Source organism: Roseovarius maritimus, from assembly GCF_043355895.2.
Classification (GTDB): Bacteria; Pseudomonadota; Alphaproteobacteria; order Rhodobacterales; family Rhodobacteraceae; genus Roseovarius; species Roseovarius maritimus.
In genome coordinates, this window is the sequence record NZ_JBHFPF020000002.1 from 300,720 (window position 1) to 325,363 (window position 24,644).

The following is a 24,644-nucleotide window of genomic DNA, read 5'->3' on the forward strand; positions in this document are numbered from 1 at the left end:
GACCGCGCCATTCCAGCGGGTCTCCCGTCCCACTGCCTTAGCTCCCCATCGCGAAGCGGGCCCAGAACGCGCCCAGAACTTCGAACTTCGCGAGGAAGGCGATGATCACCACCCAAGCGAGGCTCAGCGGCAGGAATACCTTCCAGCCGATGCGCATCAACTGGTCATAGCGGTAGCGCGGCGTGATCGCCTTGACCATCGCGAAGAGGAAGAAGAAGAACGCCATCTTGCCGACCATCCACAGCACGCCGTCGGGCAGGCCAGGGATCGGCGACAGCCAGCCGCCGAAAAACAGCAGCGAGGTCAGCGCGCACATCAGGAAGATCGCGATATACTCGCCGGCCATGAAGAGAAGGAAGGGCGTCGCGGAATATTCGACCTGGTAGCCGGCGACCAGTTCCGACTCGGCCTCGGGCAGATCGAAGGGCGGGCGGTTCGTCTCGGCCAGGCAGGAGATGAAGAAAAGGAAGACCATCGGCAGATGCGGCAGCCAGTACCAGCCGAAGAAGCCGTATTTCGTATCCTGCGCCGCGACGATCTCGCCAAAATTGAGGCTGCCGGTCGAGATGATGACACCGACGATGATCAGGCCGAGACTGACCTCATACGAGATCATCTGCGCCGCCGAGCGGAGCGAGCCGAGGAACGGATACTTTGAGTTCGACGCCCAGCCGCCCATGATCACGCCGTAAACCTCCAGCGAGGAGACGGCGAAGACGTAGAGAATGGCCACGTTGATATCCGACAGCACCCAGCCATCGGCCATGGGAATCACCGCCCAGGCGATGACGGCCAGAACAAAGCTGACAATGGGGGCCATGATGAACACGGTCTTGTCCGCGCCCGCCGGCACCACCACTTCCTTGATGACGTATTTCAGCGCGTCGGCCACGGATTGCAGCAGGCCGAACACGCCCACCACGTTAGGGCCGCGACGCATCTGCACAGCGGCCCAGATCTTGCGGTCGCCATAGACGAGGAACAGAAGGCTGATCATCACAAAGCCGAGCATCGCAAGGCATTGCGCAAAAATCAGCAGGAGGGTCCCCGCAGGGGTGGTAAAGAATTCAGCCATCAGGTCCTCATACCATCGGTATTCCGTTTTCCGCACAATCGGCGGCCACGACTTCGGCGTCGATTGTTTTCAGCCCGCGCGGCAAGGCAGGCGAGATCGTATAAACCGCATCAGCGCGCCAGATGCCACCCTCATCCGCGATATTCGTGCGCACATGACGCGCAAATCCGTATCCGCGGATCAGCGCATATTGCGCCGCGGCGCATTCCGCATAGCGCGCAATATCGGCGCTGCCGCGCGCGCCGCTCATGGATACGTGAAAATTCACCAGATCGCCATCCAGAAGGTCGGTCTTGACGCCGCGATACTCGGGCGTGAAGGGCAGTCCCGACTCGCCCGCGCCGCCGTCTGTCGTCGCGCAGCCCGCCAAGGCAAGTGCCGCCGCGAGGGCCAGCAGCGCCGAAAAATGCCCCCGCACCGCGCGCATCAGGCGCAACCCGGGGTCGGCTTGCGAAATTCGCTGACGATCCAGTCATCGCCACGCTTGTCGCTTATCAGGGTGTAGCGGCAGGTCTTGGAATAGGGAATGTAATCAGTGCCGATGGTGGTCAAGCCGCCCCCCCAGCCGCCCGTGCCGATTCCGACGCCCACGCCGATGCGGGGCCGCGGCGAGGGGCGAAAGCCTGTCTTGGTCAATTCCCACTGATATGCGCGGCGCCCGTCCGACAGCTGGAAAACCTCGGTCGGGCTGCCATGGTCCAGAACCGCCTCACCGATGGGGCGGCCCACATAGCTCTCCATCTGGTTCGGCGCGGCGCAGGCCGCCACCGTCAATGCGGCGACCGCAGCAAAGATATGGCGCCCCGCGCCCACGGCTTATTCCGCCGCCATCTTGGGCGCGCGGCGCGCCTTGGCGTTCGCGCTTAGCTCGGCCATCAACTGGCTCGCGCGGGCGACCGGGTTGGTCAGGTAATGGTCCTTGATCGCGCTGCGGAAGGTCGCCTTGCCCATCTCGCGCAGCTCCAGCGGTTGCCATTCGTTCTCGGGCACCTCGTCGATCTGTGCCAGATGCGGGACCTCGGCCACCAGCGCCTGGCGCAGTTGCGGCAGGCTGTCATAGGACAGCGTGGCACCCATCTCGCCCGAGAGCGCTCGCAGGATCGCCCAGTTTTCCTTTGCTTCGCCCGGCGCGAAATTGGCACGCAGCGCCAACTGTGGACGCCCTTCGGTGTTGACGAAGAGGCCCTGCTCCTCGGTATAGGCGGCGCCGGGCAGGATGATGTCGGCGCGGTGCGCGCCGCGGTCGCCGTGGCTACCCTGGTAGATCACGAAGGGCCCGTCCTTGATCTCGGTCTCGTCCGAGCCGAGGTTGTAGATCACCTCGGCGCCGTCAAGCGCCGCCTCAAGACCGCCCTCGGTGGTGCAGCCTGCATCCATCGCGCCCACGCGGCCCGCAGCGGTGTGCAGCACCATCAGCATGCCGCCGGTCTTCTCGGCCAGCTGCATCGCATGGGCCAGAACAGCCTCGCCATCGGCCTCCTGCAGGGCGCCTTGCCCGACGATCACGATGGACTTGCCATCAGACGTCGTGGCGTCCTTCACCAGCTTTTCCAGCGCCGCGCGGTCATTGCCCAGATGCTCGTGCTCGTAGGTCAGATCGCAGTCCTCGCCGATCAGGCTGACGGCCCCACCGCGCAGCCATGCCTTGCGGATGCGCGCATTCAGAACCGGCGCCTCGATGGCGGGGTTCGAGCCGATGATCGTGACGCTGCTGGCATCATCCAGATCCTCGACGCGCGCCGTGCCGACATAGCCCGAGCGATTGCCAGCGGGCAGCTTGGCGCCATCGGTGCGGCACTCGACATGGCCGCCCTGCCCCTCGATCAACTGCTTGAGCGCGAAGGCCGCCTCGACGGGGACCAGATCGCCGACGAGTCCGGCGATCTTCTTGCCCTTCATGGCCGTCGCCGCAGCGCTCAGTGCCTCGGGCCAAGTGGCGGGGCGCAGCTTGCCGTTTTCGCGGATATAAGGCGTGTCGAGACGCTGGCGGCGCAGCCCGTCCCAAACGAAACGCGTCTTGTCGGAGATCCACTCTTCGTTCACCCCGTCATGGTTGCGCGGCAGCATCCGCATGACTTCGTGGCCCTTGGTATCGACCCGGATATTCGAGCCGAGCGCGTCCATAACATCGATCGTCTCGGTCTTGGTCAGCTCCCAGGGGCGGGCGGTGAAGGCGTAGGGTTTGGAGACAAGCGCGCCGACGGGGCAAAGGTCGATGATGTTGCCCTGCAGGTTGCTGTCCAGCGTCTCGCCCAAGTAAGACGTGATCTCGGCATCCTCGCCCCGGCCGGTCTGGCCCATCTGGCTGATGCCCGCCACCTCGGTGGTGAAGCGCACGCAGCGGGTGCAGGAAATGCAGCGCGTCATATGCGTTTCGACCAGCGGGCCGAGGTCCAGATCTTCGGTCGCGCGCTTTGGCTCGCGGAAGCGGCTGAAATCGACGCCGTACGCCATCGCCTGATCCTGCAGATCGCACTCGCCGCCCTGATCGCAGATCGGGCAATCCAGCGGGTGGTTGATCAGCAGGAATTCCATCACGCCCTCGCGGGCCTTCTTGACCATGGGCGAATTGGTGCGCACTTGCGGCGCCTCGCCATCCTTGCCGGGACGCAGGTCGCGCACCTGCATGGCACAGCTGGCCGCCGGCTTGGGCGGGCCGCCGACGACCTCCACAAGGCACATCCGGCAGTTGCCGGCGATCGACAGACGCTCGTGATAGCAAAAGCGCGGAATTTCCACGCCCGCCTCTTCACAGGCCTGGATGAGGGTCATCGCCCCATCCACCTCGATCTCGGTTCCGTCGATGTTCACTTTGCGAAGGTTCGTCATGGTGTTCACTTTGCTTTCAGGAATGAGCCGATCCGGCTGCGGTTCTTGATCTCGTCCTTGCCCAGTTTGCACAGGCTGCCAGCATCCAGATTGCTGGCGCCCTTGGATTTGAAATAGGCGTTGCGGCGCTCGCGCATCTTGGCCTGTTCGGCGTCGTCGTTCACATAGGCGTCGATCTCGGCCTCGGTATAGCCGCGCTCGATGGCCATGCCCTTGAGCTGGTTCACATAGCTCCGTGCGGCCCAGAACTTGCCGGAAATATCCCCGCATTCGCGGCGGATCTTGTCGGCGGCGGCAACAGCCAGAAGGCCGGCATTGATGTCCTGCTCCGCGGCCAGATCAGCGCGGGCGGCGCTTGCCCCTCCGGCCACCGAGAGAGCGATAAGCGTGGTGATTACGAGGCGCATGGCGTTACTCCTTTCATGCGTGTGGTGGCGCGTGCGGGCGCACGCTCCTTCACATCGCAGATGGAGATCCGGGCCGCCGATATGCAATAACATGCGCAGAATGCCGCCAGGATCGTCAGCCAATCTACCATATCACGCAACTCCCGCGCAAAATGAGCTTGCCATTGTCGAACACTGCCGCACCCGCGTCAGGATCATAGCCGGTCAGCCAGTTGATTGTGCTGTCGCCAAAGGTCTCGACGCAATAGCGTGTCGCCGCGAACCGGCCCGCCTCGCGCGCGCCCTCGATGCCCTGTCCCGGATCGCGCACGGCGATAACGAAAACCTCGCGCCGGTCGCCCACCTGGTTCAGGTCGGTCGGGTAATAGTTGCCGTTGAAGCGCACCCGCTCACCCGGCTTGCCGCAAGCGGTGAGGGTGAGGGCGGCGCAGATGGCGAAGATGATGGGGCGGGTCAGAACCATGCCTTGTTCCCGTCTATGTAGTCGCGTTTGAAATCATCCTCGGATTTCACCAGATAGATGATCCCTTCGATAAAGGCGATGACGCCGATGATGAAAGTCGGGATGAACAGCAGGATGACCCCGCCCAGCGAGATCACCAGCATGATGATCCCTGCGTTTTTCTTGCCCAGGTAGAACTTGTGAATTCCGAGGCCGCCCAGAAAGATCGCCAAAAGCGCTGCCACCAGTTTATCCTTGGGCCCCATGCTCAGGCTCAACCCAGCGCCCTCCGTGATGTAGATTGACCGTGCAGCCGTATCTTCGGTGGTAAAGTCCACCTTGGCGCCGGGCGCTACGGCGCTAAAATTCTCCTGCACATCCAAGCCGGCAAAGCTGTAGCGATTGCCATCTTCGCCGCTGATGACGCCGGTGCTGGCCTGTTTGTCGAAGCCGAGGATTTCTCCGCGCATATCAAATCTCTCCGCTGTTCGTTATTCCGCCGCCACCGGGGCGCTCACGGGCCGCGATGTGGTGCTGCGCTTGTGCTTGATGCGGTCCTCGATCTCGTCCCGGAAGTTGCGGATGAGGCCCTGGATCGGCCAGGCTGCCGCATCGCCGAGTGCGCAGATCGTGTGTCCCTCGACCTGCTTGGTCACATCCAGCAGCATGTCGATTTCTTCGGGCTCGGCATCGCCGGTCACAAGACGGTCCATCACGCGCATCATCCAGCCGGTGCCCTCGCGGCAGGGCGTGCACTGGCCGCACGACTCGTGCTTGTAGAACTTCGACAGGCGCCAGATCGCCTTGATGATGTCGGTCGACTGATCCATCACGATCACGGCGGCGGTGCCAAGGCCGCTACGCTGTTCGCGCAGGTAGTCGAAATCCATGATCGCCTCGCGCATGTTCTCGCCCCGGATGCAGGGCACGGAGGAGCCGCCGGGGATCACAGCCTTGAGGTTGTCCCAGCCACCGCGAATGCCGCCGCAATGCTTTTCGATCAGCTCCTCGAAGGTGATGCTCATCGCCTCTTCGACCACGCAGGGGTTGTTCACATGGCCCGAGATCGCAAACAGCTTGGTGCCCGCATTGTTCGGGCGGCCAAAGCTTGCGAACCATTCCGGCCCGCGCCGCAGGATCGTGGGGACCACCGCGATGCTCTCGACGTTGTTCACCGTGGTCGGGCAGCCATAGAGGCCCGCGCCCGCCGGAAAAGGCGGCTTCATGCGCGGCATGCCCTTCTTGCCCTCGAGCGATTCGAGCAACGCGGTCTCTTCGCCGCAGATATAGGCGCCAGCACCGTGGACCAGGTAGAGGTCGAAATCATAGCCGGACTTGCAGGCGTTTCGGCCGATCAGGCCCGCGTCATACGCCTCGTCGATGGCGGCCTGCAGGGCCTCTTTCTCTCGGATATATTCGCCGCGGATATAGATATAGCACGCATGGGCCTGCATCGCGTAGCTGGCAATCAGGCAGCCCTCGATCAGCGTATGCGGATCATGGCGCATGATCTCGCGGTCCTTGCAGGTGCCGGGTTCGGATTCGTCCGCATTGACCACCAGGTAGGAAGGCCGGCCATCGCTCTCCTTGGGCATGAAGGACCACTTGAGGCCAGTCGGGAAGCCCGCCCCGCCGCGCCCGCGCAAGCCGCTGGATTTCATCTGCTCGACGATCCAGTCGCGGCCATTCTGCAGGATCTTGGCCGTGCCATCCCAGTGGCCGCGCGCCTGCGCGCCTTTCAGCGTGCGGTCATGCATCCCGTAAAGGTTGGTAAAGATACGGTCCTGGTCTTTCAGCATTGCGCCGTTACCCCTGATTGTCCTGACGCGCGCGCCAGATATTGTAGATCATCCAGACGGCCCAGAGGAATCCTCCAAGCGCCATGAGATCGAACAGTGCCAGCTGTCGCTGGGTCAGTCCGAATTTCGTCCCGATCATGGTCGCGGCCACCCAGAGGATGGCCGTTCCCGCGATCACCATCGCGGCGCGGCGGCCTGCGCGGGCCTGGTCTGCGCCCTTATCGCTCACGCCGGTACATCCTACGCGGCACCGTTCTTGCCGGTGCGGCTGGCAAACTCGGTCGTGCCACCACTAGCCAGCGTCGCCGCCTGCCCGGTCCAGTCGTCCCGCGTCGCACGGCCTTTGAAACCCTGCAGGTTCTGGTCGACCCATGCCACCTGCGCATCCGTCCAGTTCGCGATCTGCTCGTAATGGTAAAAGCCCATGCCGTTCAGCATCTTCTCCAACTTCGGCCCGACGCCTTTGATCAGCTTGAGGTCATCCGCCCCGTCCTTGCGCGGCGCGCTGAGGGTTTCGGGCTTCTCGCTCTCATCCGTGCTCGCAGCGCTCGTGTCGGCCTTGGGCTTTCTCGCCTCGGATGCGACCGGATGCGCCTGAGGCGCAGGGGCGTCAGTCTCGGCCGGCTCATCGAAATGCGGCGGGGTCGCGGCGGCAGCCGACGCGGCGGCGGCATGTGCACCGCCCGGCTGAGGCGCAGGCGGATCGCCCGCCACGAGGCTGGAGGGCGCTGCGGTCGCGGCCAGCGGACGCACGGCTCCGCTGGTGCAAACCAGCTGCGGCAAAACGAAACCCAGGACAAGGAAAGCCAGTACACCAAACAATATTGCCCAAAGCAAGGACCAGCCTGACGCGGCAATCAGAACGATAGCCAAAAGCAAGCCCAGACCCACAGCAACATACCAGCAGGTGCTGGCACATTTCTTGGCAGATTGGTCACTCGTCATGGTCATGTCCCCCTTGAGGCACGGCGCGCACGGCTAGGATCAGTCGTAAACGTCGCCTTTTTTGACACGCTTAGCAAAGTCCGTTTCGCCGCCCGATGCCAGCGTCTTGGCCTGCCCTGCCCAATCGTCGCGGGTAGCGCGGCCCTTGAAGCCTTCCAGATGCTCGTCGACCCATGCGGTCTCTTCGGGCGTCCAGGAAGCGATCTGATCGAAATGGTAAAAACCAAGGCTGTGCAGCAGACCTTCCAGCTTGGGACCGACGCCCTTGATCATCTTGAGATCATCAGCGGATCCGCCGCGCGGAGCATCCAGCGCCTCGGGTTTCTTGCCGGGCGCGGTGCCTTGCGGCGCGGGTTTGGCCGTGCCGGTGGATTTGGCCTTGGCCTTGGCGGCCCGAGCATCCCCCGGCGCGCCTGCGGTGTCGCCCGGCACTTGCGGCGCCTTCGGAGACGCCTCGGAAGTCTTGGCGGTCTTGTCGTTCTTGGGGCCCGGCTCGCCTTTGGGCGCCTTGGCGACTGTGCCCTCTTCGGGCTTGCCCTTGGATTTGGCGGCATCGCCCTTGGCGGCCTTGTCCGCGTCGATGCGGCCCGTTTCCTTGACGATGTCGAGCGGCGCATCCAGCACCTTGACGTTCGGCTTGGCGGGCTGGTGCATCGCACCCTTGTCGCGCCACGGCGCCAGCATCGGCACTTCGGTGCCGTCGATGCGCTTGACCGTCTCGCCCAGATCGGTGGCCAGTTGCACCGAAGCGTTGTATTTATTCTGTCCGCTGTCGAATTCCTTGAGGCTGGTCAGACCGCTCGCCGGCTCGGATGCAAAGCGCCCGTTTTGAGGACCGGGCGTCGGAACCTTGCCGGCGGCCAGCTCGTCAATAATCTCACCAAGGCGTTCGGCGGTCAGATCCTCGTAGTAATCCTTGCCGATCTGGGCCATCGGCGCGTTGGCGCAGGCCCCGAGGCATTCAACCTCTTCCCAGCTGAACTTGCCATCGGCGCTCAGCATGTGGGGCTTGTCGGCGATCTTCTCGCGGCAGACGGCCACAAGATCCTCGGCCCCGCAGATCATGCAGGACGTCGTGCCGCAGACTTGAATATTCGCAACTGATCCAACCGGTTGCAACTGAAACATGAAGTAAAAAGATGCCACTTCCAGCGCCCGCATATAGGCCATGCCCAGCATATCGGCGATGCCCTCGATCGCCGGGCGGGTCAACCACCCCTCCTGCTCCTGCGCGCGCCAGAGCAGCGGGATGATGGCGCTAGCCTGACGGCCCTCGGGATACTTGGTGATCTGCGCCTCGGCCCATGCCTGGTTGGCAGGGGTAAAGGCGAAACTCTCGGGTTGTTCGTGGTGGAGGCGACGAAGCATCAGGCGCTCTCTTTCGTGCGTGTCATGTCAGCGCTCTGCGCGGGCGCACAGATCGCAACAGGTTTGTCAGTGGCCCGCGCCGCGGCGCAGGTGGCAAAAAAGGCGGTGGTCACCTGTCGATCTCCCCGAACACGACGTCCATCGTGCCGATGATCGCCGCCACGTCGGCCAGTTGGTGACCGCCGGCGATATAATCCATCGCCTGCAGATGCAGGTATCCCGGCGCGCGGAGTTTCGCACGATACGGCTTGTTGGTGCCGTCCGAAACCATGTAGACGCCGAATTCGCCCTTGGGCGCCTCGACGGCAGCATAGACCTCACCCGCGGGCACATGAAAGCCTTCGGTGTAGAGCTTGAAGTGATGGATCAGCGCTTCCATCGAGGTCTTCATATCGGACCGCTTGGGCGGAGAAATCTTCCCCCGATGTATGATGTCCCCCTTGCCCTCCGGTGCGCGCAGCTTCTCGATGGCCTGCAGGATTATGCTGGTCGACTGGCGCATTTCCTCCATGCGGACGAGGTAGCGATCATAGCAATCGCCATTCTTGCCCACGGGGATCTGGAAGTCGAATTCGTCATAGCATTCATAGGGTTGCGCCCGGCGCAGATCCCATGCCATGCCGCTGCCACGCACCATCACGCCGCTAAAACCCCAATCGAGCGCGTCTTTCTCGCTCACGACACCGATATCGGCGTTGCGCTGCTTGAAGATGCGGTTTTCGGTCAGCAGGCCGTCGATATCCGCCATCACCTTGGGGAAGTGCTTGGCCCACGTCTCGATATCGTCCAGCAGATCGCCGGGCAGGTCCTGATGCACGCCGCCGGGCCGGAAATAGGCCGCATGCAGGCGCGCGCCGCAGGCCCGCTCGTAGAAGATCATCAGCTTTTCGCGCTCTTCAAAGCCCCAGAGTGGCGGCGTCAGCGCGCCCACATCCATCGCCTGAGTCGTGACGTTCAGGAGGTGGCTGAGAATGCGCCCGATCTCGGAATAAAGCACCCGGATCAGGCTGGCGCGGCGCGGTACCTCGATGTCGCACAGACGCTCGATGGCCAGGCACCAGGCATGCTCCTGATTCATCGGCGCCACGTAATCGAGTCGGTCGAGATAGGGCAGGTTCTGCAGGTAGGTGCGGCTCTCCATCAGTTTCTCGGTGCCGCGATGCAGCAGGCCGATATGCGGATCGCACCGCTCGACGATCTCGCCGTCAAGTTCCAGCACAAGACGCAAAACGCCGTGCGCGGCAGGGTGTTGCGGGCCGAAGTTGATGTTGAAATTGCGGATCTGCTGCTCACCCGATTCAAAATCGCGCGATCCGTCATCATAGGTGTTGGTGCGGATATCGCCGTCCATCATGTGCGTGCCTCCGAACTGCGGCCCTGCACGGGCTCCATGAACGCGATCACCCACAGCAAAACCAGCGGCGCCGCGGGAATGATCGCAAGTATCGATACCCATTTGCTGATGCCGAATTTCGGCAGCAAGCGCCAGAACGGCACGATCAGCACCGTGAGGATCACAAGCATCAAAATCAGACCAGGCAATCCGATATTGTTCAGCATCACTTCGCACCCTCTTTCTTGGCATCCGTCTTCTCGTCGCCCGGCAGGACGTACTCCGCCCCTTCCCATGGCGACATGAAGTCGAACTGGCGGTATTCCTGCACGAGGCTCACCGGCTCGTAGACGACGCGCTTCTTGTTCTCGTCATAGCGCACTTCGGTATAGCCGGTGGTCGGGAAATCCTTGCGCAGCGGATGCCCGCGGAACCCGTAATCGGTGAGAATGCGGCGCAGGTCGGGATGGCCCGAGAAGAGAATACCGAACATGTCGAACACCTCGCGTTCGAACCAGTTGGCCGACGGGTGGATGTCGGTGATCGAGGGCACCATGTCATCCATGCGCGTCGCGACCCGCAGGCGGATGCGCTGGTTCTGGTACATGCTGAGGAAATGATACACCACGTCGAACCGCTTGGCCCGCTCAGGATAGTCCACGGCAGTGATATCGACCAGCGTCGAGAAGCGGCAGGTGCTGTCGGTCTTTAGAAACTCGACCAGCCCCTTGATGCTGCTGAGGGCCACGTCAACGGTCAGCTCGCCGCGATCAACGGACCATCCCAGAACGCAATCCTTGCGCTTCGTCTCGATATGGCTGCCCAGTTCCTTGAGCGCTTCGGTCATGTCATTCCCCTTGCGTCACAGCGCCCGCCCGCCTCAGCGGACGATGGTTCCCGTGCGGCGGATTTTGCGTTGCAGCTGTAGAATACCGTAAAGCAGCGCCTCGGCAGTCGGAGGGCAGCCCGGCACGTAGATATCCACCGGCACAATGCGGTCGCAGCCGCGCACAACGCTATAGCTGTAGTGGTAATAGCCGCCGCCATTGGCGCAACTGCCCATCGAGATCACGTAGCGCGGCTCGGGCATCTGGTCATAGACCTTGCGCAGGGCGGGCGCCATCTTGTTGGTCAGCGTGCCGGCGACGATCATCACGTCAGACTGGCGCGGAGAGGCGCGCGGCGCGATGCCGAAGCGCTCGGCATCATAGCGCGGCATGGAGGTGTGCATCATCTCGACTGCGCAGCAGGCAAGCCCGAAGGTCATCCAGTGCAGCGAGCCGGTGCGCGCCCAGTTGATGATGTCCTCGGACGCGGTCAGCAGGAATCCCTTGTCCTGTAGCTCGCGGTTCAGATCCTGCGTGGCGACCTCGCGGTCGGCGCCCGCATGATTGGGCGAAGTGGCTACTCCCATTCCAGGGCTCCCTTTTTCCATTCATAGGCAAAACCGATGGTCAGCACGCCAAGGAACACCATCATCGACCAGAAGGCCGTCATGCTGATGTCCTGGAACGCCACCGCCCAGGGAAACAGCATCGCGATTTCCAGATCGAAAATGATGAAGAGGATCGACACGAGATAGAACCGCACGTCAAATTTCATCCGCGCGTCGTCGAATGCGTTGAAACCACACTCATACGCGCTGACCTTTTCCGGGTCGGGATTGCGCCCGGCCAGAACAAGCGAGGCGACGATCAGGATGACCCCGAGGCCGATGGCAATGGCCAGAAAGACCAGAATGGGAAGGTATTCCCTCAACATCTCTTCCAAGAGCGGCTCCTATTCTGCTGCGGCCTCCGGGGCCCTGCACGCAAGTTGCAAAGGTGGCTGGCATGTATCTATCGCCGCCCCCTGATGGGGTCAACCGACGCGTGACAGTTTGGTTGCGCGCAAATGGTGCCATCCAGCCCGCAGATCATGCGCGAATGGTCGCAGGCGCAACATGTGCCGGCGCGGACGGCGTTCGGCCTAGAAGGTCAGCTTGGCCCCGACGATGAGCGTGTGGGATTGCACGCTGCGATCGCCCGTGATGGTTGGCAGAATCAGCGGCACGAACCCATCGTTGAAAATGTATTCCGCGCCAAGTTTTACGTGCGGAACCGGCTCGATCTCGATCCCGAGAATGGCCTGCTGCATGAACTCCCACTCGGTGCCCTCGGCCCCCTGCTCGCCCCGGCTCAGCGCCAACGAATAGGTTGCCGGCTTGCCGAAAAGCTGGGATTTGTAGCGCCCCTGCAGCGTTGTGGCCGAAACGGCATGGCCTGTCGCCGGCCAGCGGTCGGCGGTGAAGGTGTGCTCGGCCATCAGATCGTAGGTCGGGGTGCTATAGGTGGCATTCACGTTGAAGGCATTATTCCACGAGCCATCTATCCCAACGGTGGGCGGATGATGCGCCAACGTGCTGTCATAGATCGTGCCACGCAGAAACCCCGCTCCCAATGTCAGGCTGCGACCCTCCGCATAGTCGAACCGGTGCGCGCCATTGATCGCGATGTTCGACAGATCGCCGTCATTGTCCGGGCTGCTGACGACGCGGAATCCGCGATGCTCGGGAATGAGCGACAGGGCAAGGCTGGTCCGGTCGGTCACATAGCCAAGCTCGATCAGCGGATTGCGCGATTGCGCCCAAAAATAGTGGTTGCTGTGGCTATGGGTAAAAGGCGCATAGGTCGAGAAATTGCCGAAATTGACCGTCTTGCGTCCGATGGCGGCATAAAAGGGCGAGGTATCCAGATCTCCGACGACCAGCCAGTAAGAGCGAAGTTGCGTGGCGTCCTGACCAGGATACGCGACCTCCGTGTATTCGCCTTGAACGACCGCCGTGACATAGGGCAGCGTCACCGTTGCATTGAGGGACGCCTCATTGACCACACCATAGGAATCGGATGTACCAGAAGTGTGGGTGGGTGGAAGGCGCGACAGGATCGGGAACTTGCCCGCCGTATTCGTATCCTCCCAGATGTAGGTTCCGAGGAACCGCCCACCAAAATAAAGGCTTTGCGGATCGAGACTGCCGTCCTGCCGGGCGCGCAATGCAACCGCGACCTTGTTCGTGACGTTTTCCTGGCGGTCGAACATCTTTTCGGAGTAGCGCAGATTGGTCTTGATCGCCCCGCCGCCGATTGAATAGTTGCCGGTGCTGCTGGCTGACTGTGCAAAAGCTGTCGGTGAAAAACACACCGTCACCGCCAAAACGGCGGCTGAAAAGACACATTTCATGACAACATCCCCAACAAGCCACCCCGGACACGTACCCGTCCTGAACCTGCAGGATCTTTACCGCGTTACCCTTGTCTATCTCAAGGATGAGTTTATTAAACGTCAATTGTCGTGCTTATTGTGGTACAGTGTCGACAGTACAGCCCTTCGCATCCATCAGGCATTGCCGCCGGACGTCATAGCCACGCTGCTGCGCTAGTCTTCGGACGCAGGATAAAACTCCTTTTCGAACATGCGGCTACTTTCCGCGCCCGGCAGGGCGTCGCGGTAGCTTTGCCGCTCGGTGATCCTCTCGAACCATGCGGACAATTCCGGGTGCCGGTCCACCACCGCAAAGTGCCGCGCCATGTAGACCGCCTGCCCGACGCAGATGTCAGCCGCCGAATAGCCGCCCGTCAGTAGATAGTCGCGATTCTCGACCGGTGTGCTGAGTCGCGCCTCGATCGCATCATAGCATTGGATCAAGCGCTGCACCTCGATGCGCTTGACCGCAGCGCAGCTCTCCTCCCCCAAGACCACATGCTGCAGCGTCAGCGCCGCAACATGCTGGCTGACCGTCTCGGCGAAATGCACCCAGACCAGCCATGCCATCCGGTCCATCGCACCCGGCAGGCGGCCCATGCCGCGCTCGGGGAAACGCTCGCACAGGTATTCCACCATGGCGCCGCTCTCGAACATGCGCTCGCCCTCGATTTCCAGCGCCGGCACCCGGCCGGCGGGCGACCGGGTCAGGAACTCTTCGGTGCCCAGAGATCCGTCGAACGGCATTTCGACGAGTCGATGTTCAACATCCAGCTCGTTCAGCAGCCAAAGCACCCGCATCGAGCGGCTTTGCGGCACGTGATAGAGCGTGATCATGTCATTTTTCCTTGCTGTTTCGTGATCGTGATTTCGGTCAGGTAACCGGCTTGGCAGAGCACAGTCTTTTTACTGTAACTCCGCGCCCTCGGCTCAGGATGCACCCGCCAGGGCATTTTCTTGGCAAAAATACCCAAGAACAGCCTTGGCCAGACGCGCTCTATCCGCCTCACCTGTGGCACCGGTGCATCACTCACGCCATCGCGATCCCGTTTGACCCAAATCAACTCGGCGCTGCGCGGCTGAGCCTATGACACCGGCGAGCTTAGAAGGAGAAGAGCCATGAATACCCGCATCACCATCGCTGCCGCGGCCCTGATGGCCACCGCCGCAGTCCCCGCCCTCGCCCAAAGCAAAGGCGACATGACCGTCGGTATCGGTGTGCACAATGTCAACCCGCAGGGCAGCTCGACCACCACCGCAGGCGAGATCAGCGTCGGTGACAACACCCGCCCGACCCTGACCTTCGAATACTTCATTGCAGACAAGATCGGCATCGAAGTGCTGGCAGCATGGCCCTTCGAGCATGACATCAGCCTCGCCGGCGCGGGCACCATCGGCAAGACCAAGCACCTGCCCCCGGTCCTGTCGCTTCAGTATCATTTCGTGAACAGCAGCACCGTCACGCCCTTCGTCGGCCTTGGCATCAACTACACCACGTTCTTTGACGACGTGGGCACCGGCGCGCTGGCCGGCGCGGCGCTTGACCTCGATGACAGCTGGGGCGTTGCCGTTCATGCGGGCCTCGACTTCAAGGTGTCCGAGCATGGGTCGCTGCGGCTCGACATGCGCTACATGGATATCGGCACCGACGTGAAGGTGAACGGCACCAAGATCGGCAAGGTCGATATCGACCCTTGGGTCGTCGGCGCGGCCTACGTCTACCGCTTCTGAGCATTGCCTCATTCGGCTTGATCCATATGGGCAATCGCGCCGAACCGGTCGATATAGTAGATCCTGCCTGCGCGCCGCAGCGGCGCGCAGGTCACCACCAGCCAGAGCGCTTCGGCCGTGGCAAGCCGCGCGGTACAGTCCGTCTCGGCGGCGCCCGGCCCCTCCTCCTCGACATATTGCCTGACGATGCGCGTGATCACCTCGGTCTCGTCGCTGCGCAGGGCCGCCTTGCGCCCCAATGACAGGCCGATCATCGCCGTGGTGGCGACAAGCGCGATCAGCGGCGCAAAGAACATCCAGCGCGGCACCTTGTCCCTCCTCGAACGCTGCGGCCTTGCGCCGGGAACCCCGCGGGCCTGCGCATCGTTTAGCGGATGAACGCAATGACACGACAAGGGGATCGACATGAGCGACCAAGACCTCAAAGCCACCTTCTGGGACCGTATCGAAAACGTCAATGTGGGGATGCTCTCGGCCACCGGCACCGATGCGCGCCCCATGGTCCACCATGCGCGGCAGGACGACGGCGCACTGTGGTTCCTGACCGCGAATCATACTGAAATTGGCGAGGATGCAGCCGCCGGCAAAGACGCGCGCTACCTGGTTGCCTCGGGCGATGCCAAGATCTACGCCGTGATCGACGGCAGCCTCGCCATCGAGACCAGCCGCGACAAGCTGGACGAGATCTGGTCGCCCATGGACGCCGCCTGGTTCGAGGAAGGCAAGGACGATCCCGATGTCCGCCTCGTGCGCTTCACGCCCAAATCGGCCGAGGTCTGGGCCCATGACAGCAACGCCAAAGCCTTCTACGAGATGGCCAAATCCGCCATGACCGACGACACCGCCAATCCCGGCGGCCATGCCAAGATCCGTTTCTGATGGGCCGGGTTATACAGATGCTGGGGGTCGCCGCGCTGGCGTCCCCTTTAGCGTGGCAGGCCAGCGCCGAGCAAGTCGGCGAGATCGGCGTCGACTGGGCCGGCAATGACATCGTGATCGAGGCGATCGCCGATCCCGAGGTCAGCGGCGTCACCTGTCATCTTGCCTATTTCGAGCGCGGCCTGATCGACCGCCTCGCCAATGGCAATTGGTTCGAGGACCCATCGAACAGTGCGATCGAATGCCAACAGACCGGCCCCATCACCTTGGGAAATATCGACCGCAGCGAGGACGGCGAGGACGTGTTCCGCGCCAGCCGCTCGATCATCTTCAAGACCTTGCGGGTCAAGCGCATCTATGATGAGGCGAACCGCACGCTAATCTATGTCGCCCATGGCCGCGAGTTGACCCAAGGCTCGGCCAAGGTGTCCATCTCGACCGTGCCGATTAGGGATGATGCCGACCGCCGTTAGTCCAGCGATTGCCAGACCGCACCCACCTCGGCGCGGATGATGCGCGCGATCAGGGCGCAATCCGCCTCGCTGAAGGTCAGCGGCAGGCGCATGTCGACGATGGCGCGCAGGATACGGTCGCTGTCTGGCATGCGCTCGCTTGGTGCGTAATGCCAGCTGTCATAGCGGCTGGTAAAGCCCTCGGGTTCGGCCCCGCCGAACCATTTCAGCTGCACACCGCGCGCCGCGCAGCGGCGCAGAACCTCGCCCAGTGCCGCATCGGGCCAATCCTTCAGCAGGAATTGGATGGAAGAACCGACGAATGTTTCCTCGTCAGGCCGCTCGACCACCGTCAGGCCCGGGGTGCCGCGCAGGCCCGCCTCGACAACGCGATAGCGTGCCGTCCAAGCCGCGCATTGTGCGTCCAGCTTGCGCAACTGCGGCCTCAGGATGGCCGCGCGCAGGTTGTCCATCCGGCCAGAAACGTTAGGCGTCAGATACTTGGCGCGCTCAAACGCCGCCTCCGGTGGGCGCGTGCCATGCCGACTGTATAGCATGTAGGACCCCGAGAGCAGGATCGCCCGCGCCGCCACGTCATCATCGTCAGTGATCAGGAAGCCGCCCTCGCCGGCGTTCATGTGCTTGTAGGTCTGCACCGAATAGCAGCCGATCAGCCCGTCACGCCCCGACATGCGCCCACGCCACGCGGCGCCCATCGTATGCGCGCAATCCTCGATCACGGTGATGCCTGCCGCGTCACAGATCTGCATCAGACGGTCCATATCGGCCAGATGGCCGCGCATGTGGCTCAGCATCAGCACCTTTGCCTCGCCCGCCTTGGCCTCCAGATCGTCCAGATCAATCGTCAGCGCCTCGGTCACGCCAACAAAGACCGGCACCGCGCCCACGCCCGCAACCGCGCCCGGCACGGGGGCGAGCGTGAAGGCATTTGTCAGCACCTTGTCGCCCGGCCCCACCCCGATCGCCCGCAGCGCTGCACCCATTGCATACCCGCCCGAGGCCACGGCCAGCGCATATTTTGCACCCGTGTAAGCGGCAAATTCACGCTCCAGCGAGGCCACCTCGCCATCCTCGGTGTTATAGCGATGCAGTCGCCCCGAGCGCATGACGGCAAGGGCGGCGTCGATGGCGTCCTCGGGAATCGGCTCCTGCTGGGTAAAGCTGCCCGTGAATATCTCCGGCGCGCCGCTCATATCAGAAGGCGCGCGGCGATGCCGGGCAGGTCCGCGAAATCATCCAAGAGCGCATCTGGCGCCAGAGCGGGCATCTCCGCGCCGTTCGGCCCGAACGTGACCAGCACCGAGGGCACGCCCGCCGCGCGCGCTGTGTCGTGATCGGTGATCGTGTCGCCCACCATCAATGCACGCGCCGGATCGCCGCCCGCGCGGCGCGCCGCCTCGCGCAAGGGCTCGGGGTCGGGCTTGCGCACATGCAGCGTATCGGCGCCGATCAGGGCGCCGAAAAGGTCCAGCGCGCCCATGCGGGTCAGCAACTGGCGCGCAAGGTATTCCGGCTTGTTCGTGCAGACTGCCACCTTGAAATCTGCCGCGACCAGCGCGGCGACAGCATCCAGCGCGCCCGGATAGAACACCGTATGCGTGTCGATCTCGGCCTCATAGGCATCCAGCAGGATCGGATAATAGCGATCGAGAACGGCGGCATCCTCGGCCTGGCCCATGCGCTGAAGGCCAAGCGTCAGCATCGCGCGCCCGCCGCGCAGCGCCGTCCCGGCATCAGCCGCGCTCAGCTGGTCCCCCGCCCCCATTTGTCGAAAGCAATGATTGGCGGCGGCCACCAGATCGCCGCTGGTATCGGCCAAGGTGCCGTCAAGATCGAAGATGATGCTGCGCATCTGCGCGCCTCCCGCTCAATTTGCGCCCGGCGGCGCCTTTCCGCCCGGCCCTGTCACAATCGCAATCTAGATTGATCGCCGCTCTCTTGCACCTGCCTGTCAGGCAGATAAAACGACCCTGCCCGCGATACAAAGGAAATCTTGGAAGGATTCCGTCGATGAGCACCGCCCTGATCGTCCTTGCCGCCGGCAAGGGCACGCGCATGAAGTCCGATCTGCCCAAGGTGCTGCATCCTATCGCGGGTGCGCCGATGCTGATCCACGCCCTGCGCGCGGGTGCTGCCTTGGAACCGACGCGCATCGCCGTGGTCACGGGCCACGGGGCCGAGGCCGTCGAGGCCGCGGCGCAGGAGCATGACGAAGAGATCCGCTGCGTCCGCCAGGAAGAGCAGCTGGGCACCGCCCATGCCGTCGCACAGGCGCGAGGTGCATTGGACGGGCATGATGGCGACGCGCTGGTCCTTTACGGCGATACCCCGTTCATCCGGCCCGAAACGCTGGAGCGGATGATCGCGGCACGGCAGGAACATGACGTCGTCGTGCTGGGGTTCAAAGCCGCTGATCCGGGCCGCTACGGCCGCCTGATCATGCAGGGCGATGCACTGGACCGGATCGTCGAATTCAAGGATGCCACGGACGAAGAACGCGCCGTAACTTTTTGTAATTCAGGTGTTATCGCGGCAGACTCCGCCACCCTGTTGGATCTGATCGAAGCAGTCGGCGATGACAATGCCTCGGGCGAGTATTACCTGACCGACATCATCGCTATCGCCCGCGCGCGCGGCCTCAGCGCCACCGCCATCGCCTGCGACGAGGCCGAGACGCTGGGCGTCAATTCGCGCGCCGAACTGGCCGCCGCCGAGGCGCTGTTTCAAGCGCGCGCCCGCACGCAGGCCTTTGAGGATGGTGTCGCGATGCAGGCGCCGGATACGGTCTATTTCGCCTATGACACGATGATCGGCCCCGATACGCTGATCGAGCCGAATGTCGTTTTTGGTCCCGGCGTGACGGTTGAGAATGGCGCGCATATCCGCGCCTTCAGTCATCTCGAAGGGTGCCATGTCTCGCGCGGTGCGGTCGTCGGCCCTTATGCCCGCCTGCGCCCCGGTGCCGAGCTGGCCGAGGATGTGCGCGTGGGCAATTTCGTGGAAATCAAGAACGCGGTATTGGAGGCGGGCGCCAAGGTGAACCACCTGACCTATATCGGTGATGCCGATCTGGGCGAGGCCTGCAATGTGGGCGCAGGCACCGTCACCTGCAACTACGATGGCGTGATGAAGCACCGCACCACTATCGGCGCAGGGGCCTTCATCGGGTCTGGCACGATGCTGGTCGCGCCGGTCTCGGTGGGGGCTGGGGCGCTGATCGGATCAGGCTCGGTCATCACGCGGGACGTACCCGAAGATGCGCTGGCGATTGGCCGCGCGCAACAGGTCATCAAACCCGGTTTTGCACGCAAATTGTTCGATATGTTAAAGGCCAAGAAGGCCAAACAGGATAAAGGGGCGGTATAATGTGCGGTATTGTAGGGATACTGGGCCAGCACGAAGTTGCCCCAACACTGGTCGAGGCGCTGAAACGGCTGGAATATCGCGGTTATGACAGCGCCGGGATCGCCACCGTCAACGAGGGCACACTGGATCGCCGCCGCGCGGTCGGCAAGCTGGTCAATCTCAGCGACCTTCTGGTGCACGAACCCCTGGCCGGTAAATCCGGCATCGGCCATACTCGTTGGGCCACCCATGGCGCGCCGACGCTGATCAACACGCACCCGCACCGGGCGGGCCGCGTCGCCGTGGTGCATAACGGCATCATTGAGAATTACCGCGACCTGCGCGCCGAACTGGCCAAGGCGGGCATCGCGCACCAGACGGAAACCGACACCGAAACCGTCGCGCTCATGGCGCAGCAGCATATCGACGAAGGCGCCACGCCCGAAGAGGCCGCCCGCTGCACCCTCGCCCAACTGCAAGGCGCCTATGCGCTGGCGTTCCTGTTTGAAGGCGAGTCCGATCTGATGATTGCCGCGCGCAAGGGTAGCCCGCTGGCCATCGGCCATGGCGAGGGCGAGGTATTCATCGGCTCGGACGCCATTGCGCTGGCGCCGATGACCGACCGCATCACCTATCTGGAAGAGGGCGATTGCGCGGTGCTGACCCGCAACTCGATCAAGATCACGGATGCGCAGGGCCAGGCCGTTCAGCGCGAGGCGCGCACGATCCGCGTCGATGCCGCGCGCATCGACAAAGCCGGGCACAAGCACTTCATGTCCAAGGAGATCGCCGAGCAGCCCACCGTCATCAGCGAGACCTTGGCCGCTTACATCGCGCCCGATGCGGGAGACATAAACCTTCCGGGGCAAGGCATTGATTTTGCGAATATCAACCGCATCGTCATGGCCTCCTGCGGGACCGCGTATTATGCCTGTCTCACCGCAAAATACTGGTTCGAGCAGCTGGCCGGCCTGCCGGTCGAGGTCGATTTCGCCTCGGAATTCCGCTATCGTACACCGCCCGTGACCGAGGGAACCGCCGCCCTCTTTGTCAGCCAATCGGGCGAGACGGCCGATACGCTGGCCGCGCTGCGCTATTGCGCGGGCAAGGCCAGCACGATCCTTGCGGTGACCAACGTCCCCGAAAGCTCGATCGCGCGCGAAAGCGATCTGAACATGCCGATCCACGCGGGCGCCGAAATCGGCGTCGCCTCGACCAAGGCGTTCACCTGCCAGTTGACCGTGCTACTGCTGCTGGCGCTCAAGGCCGCCCATGCGCGCAGGCGCCTGACCGATGCAGAGCTCAAGGCCAAACTGGCCGGGTTGCGCGGGCTTCCGGCGGTCTTCAACCAGGCGATGAGCATCGAGGAGACAGTGCGCGGCATCTCGCAGCGTCTGGCAAAATCGCGCGATGCGCTTTTCATGGGGCGCGGCGTGATGTTTCCACTCGCGCTTGAAGGCGCATTAAAGCTAAAGGAAATCAGTTACATCCACGCTGAAGCTTATGCGTCTGGCGAGTTGAAGCATGGCCCCATCGCTCTGATTGACGAGAATATGCCCGTGGTCGTGATGGCCCCGCGCGATGCGCTTTTCGACAAGACCGTGTCGAACATGCAGGAGGTGATGGCGCGTGGCGGCAAGGTGATCCTGATCACAGATGCGGCGGGCGCGCATGAGGCGTCGGACGGGGTGTGGCAGACCATCATCATGCCCGAAATCGACGATGCGATCGCGCCGATCCTTTATGCGCTGCCGGTGCAATTTCTGGCCTATCACACCGCAATCACCAAGGGCACGGATGTGGACCAGCCGCGCAACCTGGCGAAATCGGTGACGGTCGAGTAGCGCCTAGTTCAGGCGAAACACCTGCACTTCGGGCAGCCCCGTCAGGGGCGCCTCGATCACGCGCAGCGCGGCCAGCGACATACGGCTGCCCGCCCCCGGCTCGGCATCCAGCGGAATCAGATCGACCTTCACCGATTTGCCATTGGCCGGATAGACAACGCGGCCCGGCCCCGCCGTCCTCACCAGCGGCGTCTTCAGCCAGAATCCCGGCTCGCCCGGCGCGCCCAGGCTTGCGATGGTCAGGCCCAGATCGGTGCCGCCTGCCGCCGGCTGCGCCGCAGCGGCCTTGTCGGCGTCGGTGGTGGTGTCGAATTGCTCAACCGTGCGGGCGTTTGCAGGCGGCGGGGTGCCGGCAGGGGTCGGCGCCTCGGGCGTGATAGCGGCCTCATCGATCGGGGCGACCTCGGGCCGGGGGGCATCAGCACGCATCCAGTCCGGCATGGCGGCGCAACTGGCAAGACCCGCAAGGGCCGCGATTGAGACAAGATGTTTCATATGGCCGACCCTATGCCGCGCCGCCGCGTCGATCAATCCCTGACGAGCAGCCCCGGTGGAGGGCATATCGCCCTTGCCTCGCACCGCCACGGGCCTTACCTTTGCGAGTATGAATACACCTTTGATCGACCCCTTTCAGCGCGCTATTGATTACCTGCGTGTCTCGGTGACGGACCGCTGCGATTTTCGCTGCGTCTATTGCATGTCCGAGAACATGACGTTCCTGCCCAAGAAGGAACTCCTGACGCTGGAAGAGCTGGACCGCATGTGCAGCACGTTCATCGGCCTCGGCGTGCAAAAACTGCGCATCACCGGCGGCGAGCCTTTGGTGCGGCGCGGGATCATGACCTTCTTCGACTCAATGACCCGCCATCTCGACAGCGGCGCCTTGCGCGAATTGACGCTGACGACGAACGGCTCACAGCTTGAGCGGTTCGCGGGCGATCTCTATGCTGCGGGCGTGCGGCGCATCAACATCTCGCTCGATACGGCGGATGAGCAGAAATTCGCGGACATCACCCGCTGGGGCCGTCTGCCGCAGGTCTTGCGCGGCATCGATGCCGCTCAGGCGGCGGGCATGCGGGTCAAGATCAACGCCGTCGCGCTCAAGGGTTTCAACGAGGATGAGCTGTTTTCCCTCACCGAATGGTGTGCTGATCGCGACATGGACCTGACCTGGATCGAGGTCATGCCGATGGGCGACATCGGCAACGAGGACCGGCTGGACCAGTATTGGCCGCTCAAGGATCTGCGCGCCCGGCTAGCCGAGCGCTATACAGTCACCGATATCCCCGAGCGCACGGGCGGCCCCGCCCGCTATGTTCGGCTTGAGGAGACGGGGCAGAAGATCGGCTTCATCACGCCGCTCACGCATAACTTCTGCGAAAGCTGCAACCGCGTGCGGCTGACCTGTACCGGCCAGCTTTACATGTGTCTCGGGCAGGAGGATATGGCTGATCTACGGCCTGCCCTGCGCAATCACCCCAGTGACACCGCCCCCCTGGAGGACGCGATTCGCGCCGCCATCGCGCGCAAGCCCAAGGGACATGATTTCGACTATTCGCGGCAGACGGTGGATGGCCAGATGCCCCGCCACATGAGCCACACAGGCGGCTAGGCGCATGCCCCGCGACACCGGGCGGGCGACGCCGCTGGTGCGGGCCTATGCGCTTGCCTCCAAGGCGCTGATGCCGTTCGCCTTTCGCCGTAGCGCGCGCAAACTGTCCGAGCATGGCATGGAGAAAGGCCGTCTCGCCGAGCGGATGGGCCACGCCACATTGCCGCGCCCTGACGGCACGCTGGTCTGGTTTCACGCCGCCAGCGTCGGGGAAAGCCTGTCGGTCCTGCGCCTCATCACCTTTCTGGGCGAGGCGCATCCGGCGCTGCACTTTCTCATCACCACTGGCACAGCCACCTCGGCGCGCATCATCGCGGGGCGGATGCCACCGCGCTGTCGCCACCAGTTCGCGCCGCTCGACAGCCCCGCCGCCGTCGCGCGGTTTCTGGATCACTGGCGCCCCGATGCCGGCGTCTTTGTCGAAAGCGAGCTTTGGCCCAACATGCTGCGCGGGGCGGCCGCGCGGGGCATCCCCCTTGCGCTGCTGAACGCGCGGATCTCGGACCGCTCGGCGCGCGGCTGGACGCGGATCGGGGACACGGCGCGTTACCTGCTGGGCCATTTTGACATGGTGCATTGCCAGGACGCACGCACGGCAGAGCATCTGAGGACACTTGGTTGCGCCCACGCCGCGAAGGGCGCAAATCTCAAGGCGATGGCCGGGCCCGTGCCACATGATTCCGAGATGCTGGAAAGCTTGCGCAATACGGTTGCACAGCGCCCCGTCTGGGTCATGGCATCGACCCATCCCGGCGAGGAGGAGGTCGCGATTGCCGCGCATCGCAGCGTGCTGGCCCGGCACCCGGGCGCGCTGATGATCCTCGTGCCGCGCCACCCCGAGCGGGCAGGCAGCATCGCGCGCCAGTTGACCGACGCCGGGCTGGGCCATACGCGCCGCAGTGAGGGCGCGCAAATCGGCGATGCGCCGGTTTATCTGGCCGACACACTGGGCGAGATGGGCCTTTGGTATCGCCTCGCCCCGCTGGTCTGCGTCGGCGGGACATTCGTGCCCGTCGGCGGGCATAACCCATTTGAGGTCGCCCATGGCGGGGCGGCGGTGCTGCACGGCCCGCTCTATGCCAATTTCACTGAGGGCTATGCGCAGATGGATGCCGCCGGCGCCGCGCGCGAGGTGGCGGATGCTGCGGCTTTGGGCGCGGCACTCACGCATCTTCTGGCCGCGCCCGAGGATCTGGGCACAATGCAGAACCGCGCGTCGGAATTCGCCGCCGCGCAAGAGGACAGCCTGGCCGATCTGGGATCGAAGCTTTGCGCCGCGCTCGGCCTGCGCTAGGACGGGGGCGGGCCAACTACCGGAGCGC

Annotated in this window: 29 protein-coding genes; 7 read left to right on the top strand and 22 right to left on the bottom strand. The window is 63.4% G+C overall.

The genetic code is table 11. The annotated features are described in order from the left end of the window. Nucleotides 1-37 precede the first annotated feature (37 nt). The 18 genes from nuoH to ACEWPM_RS06370 form a co-directional block, all read right to left on the bottom strand. Nucleotides 38-1,075 (bottom strand): NADH-quinone oxidoreductase subunit NuoH, encoded by a 1,038-nt coding sequence (gene nuoH / locus ACEWPM_RS06285; protein WP_393961572.1) that lies wholly within the window; start codon nt 1,073-1,075, stop codon nt 38-40. A gap of 7 nt (nt 1,076-1,082) precedes the next feature. Continuing rightward, nucleotides 1,083-1,502, bottom strand: coding sequence for a hypothetical protein (locus tag ACEWPM_RS06290; protein WP_393961573.1), 420 nt, complete (start codon nt 1,500-1,502; stop codon nt 1,083-1,085). Then, entirely contained in the window at nt 1,502-1,888 is a 387-nt protein-coding gene (locus tag ACEWPM_RS06295) for a hypothetical protein (protein ID WP_393961574.1), read from the bottom strand. The genes ACEWPM_RS06290 and ACEWPM_RS06295 overlap by 1 nt, the downstream gene beginning before the upstream one ends. Nucleotides 1,889-1,891: 3 nt before the next feature. Then, nucleotides 1,892-3,904 carry an NADH-quinone oxidoreductase subunit NuoG gene (gene nuoG, locus ACEWPM_RS06300; protein ID WP_393961575.1) on the bottom strand — a complete coding sequence of 671 codons (2,013 nt, stop codon included), beginning with the start codon at nt 3,902-3,904 and terminating at the stop codon, nt 1,892-1,894. A gap of 5 nt (nt 3,905-3,909) precedes the next feature. Beyond that, a complete protein-coding gene (locus ACEWPM_RS06305) occupies nt 3,910-4,311 on the bottom strand; it encodes a DUF5333 domain-containing protein (RefSeq protein WP_393961576.1) in 402 nt (133 codons plus the stop codon). Between the two features lie 124 nt (nt 4,312-4,435). After that, nucleotides 4,436-4,774, bottom strand: a complete 339-nt coding sequence (locus ACEWPM_RS06310; RefSeq protein ID WP_393961577.1) for a hypothetical protein — start codon at nt 4,772-4,774, stop codon at nt 4,436-4,438. Continuing rightward, nucleotides 4,765-5,223, bottom strand: a complete 459-nt coding sequence (locus tag ACEWPM_RS06315) for a TM2 domain-containing protein (protein WP_393961578.1) — start codon at nt 5,221-5,223, stop codon at nt 4,765-4,767. The genes ACEWPM_RS06310 and ACEWPM_RS06315 overlap by 10 nt, the downstream gene beginning before the upstream one ends. A 21-nt stretch (nt 5,224-5,244) precedes the next feature. Beyond that, entirely contained in the window at nt 5,245-6,552 is a 1,308-nt protein-coding gene (nuoF, locus tag ACEWPM_RS06320) for an NADH-quinone oxidoreductase subunit NuoF (protein WP_393961579.1), read from the bottom strand. A 7-nt stretch (nt 6,553-6,559) separates the two neighbouring features. After that, nucleotides 6,560-6,781 (bottom strand): DUF5337 domain-containing protein, encoded by a 222-nt coding sequence (locus ACEWPM_RS06325; protein WP_393961580.1) that lies wholly within the window; start codon nt 6,779-6,781, stop codon nt 6,560-6,562. An 11-nt stretch (nt 6,782-6,792) separates the two neighbouring features. Further along, nucleotides 6,793-7,497: an NADH:ubiquinone oxidoreductase gene (locus ACEWPM_RS06330; protein ID WP_393961582.1), complete on the bottom strand. Its 705-nt coding sequence runs from the start codon at nt 7,495-7,497 to the stop codon at nt 6,793-6,795. Between the two features lie 39 nt (nt 7,498-7,536). Further along, nucleotides 7,537-8,865, bottom strand: coding sequence for an NADH-quinone oxidoreductase subunit E (locus tag ACEWPM_RS06335; protein ID WP_393961583.1), 1,329 nt, complete (start codon nt 8,863-8,865; stop codon nt 7,537-7,539). A gap of 109 nt (nt 8,866-8,974) precedes the next feature. Then, nucleotides 8,975-10,219, bottom strand: a complete 1,245-nt coding sequence (locus ACEWPM_RS06340) for an NADH-quinone oxidoreductase subunit D (protein WP_393961584.1) — start codon at nt 10,217-10,219, stop codon at nt 8,975-8,977. Further along, complete coding sequence (locus ACEWPM_RS06345; protein WP_393961585.1) at nt 10,216-10,425, bottom strand: hypothetical protein; 210 nt, start codon at nt 10,423-10,425, stop codon at nt 10,216-10,218. Before ACEWPM_RS06345 ends, ACEWPM_RS06340 begins: the two co-directional genes overlap by 4 nt. Beyond that, complete coding sequence (locus ACEWPM_RS06350; protein WP_393961586.1) at nt 10,425-11,045, bottom strand: NADH-quinone oxidoreductase subunit C; 621 nt, start codon at nt 11,043-11,045, stop codon at nt 10,425-10,427. The genes ACEWPM_RS06345 and ACEWPM_RS06350 overlap by 1 nt, the downstream gene beginning before the upstream one ends. A gap of 33 nt (nt 11,046-11,078) precedes the next feature. Then, nucleotides 11,079-11,612: a NuoB/complex I 20 kDa subunit family protein gene (locus ACEWPM_RS06355; RefSeq protein ID WP_393961588.1), complete on the bottom strand. Its 534-nt coding sequence runs from the start codon at nt 11,610-11,612 to the stop codon at nt 11,079-11,081. After that, nucleotides 11,603-11,968: an NADH-quinone oxidoreductase subunit A gene (locus ACEWPM_RS06360; RefSeq protein ID WP_393961589.1), complete on the bottom strand. Its 366-nt coding sequence runs from the start codon at nt 11,966-11,968 to the stop codon at nt 11,603-11,605. The genes ACEWPM_RS06355 and ACEWPM_RS06360 overlap by 10 nt, the downstream gene beginning before the upstream one ends. Nucleotides 11,969-12,166: 198 nt before the next feature. Beyond that, the gene (locus ACEWPM_RS06365) at nt 12,167-13,417 is read right to left on the bottom strand and encodes a hypothetical protein (RefSeq protein ID WP_393961590.1); all 1,251 of its coding nucleotides are present in this window, start codon (nt 13,415-13,417) and stop codon (nt 12,167-12,169) included. Nucleotides 13,418-13,612: 195 nt separating this feature from the next. Then, entirely contained in the window at nt 13,613-14,275 is a 663-nt protein-coding gene (locus tag ACEWPM_RS06370) for a glutathione S-transferase family protein (protein ID WP_393961591.1), read from the bottom strand. 282 nt (nt 14,276-14,557) lie between these two features. Between ACEWPM_RS06370 and ACEWPM_RS06375 the strand changes: the two genes are divergently transcribed. Next, the gene (locus tag ACEWPM_RS06375; protein ID WP_393961592.1) at nt 14,558-15,169 is read left to right on the top strand and encodes an OmpW/AlkL family protein; all 612 of its coding nucleotides are present in this window, start codon (nt 14,558-14,560) and stop codon (nt 15,167-15,169) included. An 8-nt stretch (nt 15,170-15,177) separates the two neighbouring features. On the opposite strand, the gene ACEWPM_RS06380 is transcribed toward ACEWPM_RS06375, so the two are convergent. After that, the gene (locus ACEWPM_RS06380; RefSeq protein ID WP_393961593.1) at nt 15,178-15,477 is read right to left on the bottom strand and encodes a hypothetical protein; all 300 of its coding nucleotides are present in this window, start codon (nt 15,475-15,477) and stop codon (nt 15,178-15,180) included. Between the two features lie 97 nt (nt 15,478-15,574). Between ACEWPM_RS06380 and ACEWPM_RS06385 the strand changes: the two genes are divergently transcribed. Both ACEWPM_RS06385 and ACEWPM_RS06390 read left to right on the top strand, forming a co-directional pair. Then, nucleotides 15,575-16,048, top strand: coding sequence for a pyridoxamine 5'-phosphate oxidase family protein (locus tag ACEWPM_RS06385; protein WP_393961594.1), 474 nt, complete (start codon nt 15,575-15,577; stop codon nt 16,046-16,048). Next, nucleotides 16,048-16,521, top strand: coding sequence for a CreA family protein (locus ACEWPM_RS06390; RefSeq protein ID WP_393961595.1), 474 nt, complete (start codon nt 16,048-16,050; stop codon nt 16,519-16,521). Before ACEWPM_RS06385 ends, ACEWPM_RS06390 begins: the two co-directional genes overlap by 1 nt. Here the strand turns inward: ACEWPM_RS06390 and ACEWPM_RS06395 are convergent. Next, on the bottom strand, nt 16,518-17,714 hold the full coding sequence (locus ACEWPM_RS06395) for a DegT/DnrJ/EryC1/StrS family aminotransferase (protein ID WP_393961596.1): 1,197 nt from the start codon (nt 17,712-17,714) through the stop codon (nt 16,518-16,520). The genes ACEWPM_RS06390 and ACEWPM_RS06395 overlap by 4 nt on opposite strands. After that, nucleotides 17,711-18,373, bottom strand: coding sequence for an HAD-IA family hydrolase (locus ACEWPM_RS06400; protein WP_393961597.1), 663 nt, complete (start codon nt 18,371-18,373; stop codon nt 17,711-17,713). Before ACEWPM_RS06400 ends, ACEWPM_RS06395 begins: the two co-directional genes overlap by 4 nt. Before the next feature lie 158 nt (nt 18,374-18,531). Between ACEWPM_RS06400 and glmU the strand changes: the two genes are divergently transcribed. Then, complete coding sequence (glmU, locus tag ACEWPM_RS06405) at nt 18,532-19,887, top strand: bifunctional UDP-N-acetylglucosamine diphosphorylase/glucosamine-1-phosphate N-acetyltransferase GlmU (RefSeq protein WP_393961598.1); 1,356 nt, start codon at nt 18,532-18,534, stop codon at nt 19,885-19,887. Beyond that, on the top strand, nt 19,887-21,710 hold the full coding sequence (glmS, locus tag ACEWPM_RS06410) for a glutamine--fructose-6-phosphate transaminase (isomerizing) (protein ID WP_393961599.1): 1,824 nt from the start codon (nt 19,887-19,889) through the stop codon (nt 21,708-21,710). Before glmU ends, glmS begins: the two co-directional genes overlap by 1 nt. A 3-nt stretch (nt 21,711-21,713) precedes the next feature. On the opposite strand, the gene ACEWPM_RS06415 is transcribed toward glmS, so the two are convergent. Next, nucleotides 21,714-22,205, bottom strand: a complete 492-nt coding sequence (locus ACEWPM_RS06415) for a hypothetical protein (protein ID WP_393961600.1) — start codon at nt 22,203-22,205, stop codon at nt 21,714-21,716. Nucleotides 22,206-22,314: 109 nt separating this feature from the next. Here ACEWPM_RS06415 and moaA point away from each other — a divergent pair, with 109 nt between their 5' ends. Both moaA and ACEWPM_RS06425 read left to right on the top strand, forming a co-directional pair. Next, entirely contained in the window at nt 22,315-23,322 is a 1,008-nt protein-coding gene (moaA, locus tag ACEWPM_RS06420) for a GTP 3',8-cyclase MoaA (protein WP_393961602.1), read from the top strand. Nucleotides 23,323-23,326: 4 nt separating this feature from the next. Continuing rightward, nucleotides 23,327-24,616, top strand: a complete 1,290-nt coding sequence (locus tag ACEWPM_RS06425; RefSeq protein WP_393961603.1) for a 3-deoxy-D-manno-octulosonic acid transferase — start codon at nt 23,327-23,329, stop codon at nt 24,614-24,616. The last annotated feature ends 28 nt before the right edge of the window (nt 24,617-24,644 follow it).